We start from the raw sequence: 325 nt of genomic DNA, 5'->3' as shown, positions 1-325 counted from the left end.
AAATTTCCTGTTTGTAACATCCTCCAAAGCTGCAGTTGCCGCTCTGACCGTCACAGATTCTGAAATCTCCGCCCTCAATTTTGAGTGGATGCCCGTCGATAAGTGCATCTGCGATCTTTTTCCTGGCGATCTCGTAAATTCGCTGGACCGTTGTTCTTGCGACTTGCATAGATGCTGCACACTGCTCCTGACTGTAACCTTTCTTGTCCAAAAGACGGATTGTCTCGTACTCATCTACCGTTAGAACAATGGGTGTTTTTTTCTCAGTATCATCTGCCGGAAGAAATTCTAAAACATTGGGGAAATGACAGACTTTTCTGCATTT

At 44.6% G+C, this 325-nt stretch carries 1 protein-coding gene; it reads right to left on the bottom strand.

Annotated elements, in window-relative coordinates; translation table 11 throughout:
- Nucleotides 1-325 (bottom strand): DUF134 domain-containing protein (locus PGQ33_RS16530; protein WP_270206114.1); only part of this gene is annotated, 325 nt, incomplete at both ends.

The sequence above is a fragment of the Coprococcus sp. AM100_B19A genome (genome assembly GCF_027662015.1).
GTDB lineage: Bacteria > Bacillota > Clostridia > Lachnospirales > Lachnospiraceae > Allocoprococcus > Allocoprococcus comes.
This window is presented reverse-complemented; position numbering and strand designations above follow the sequence as displayed.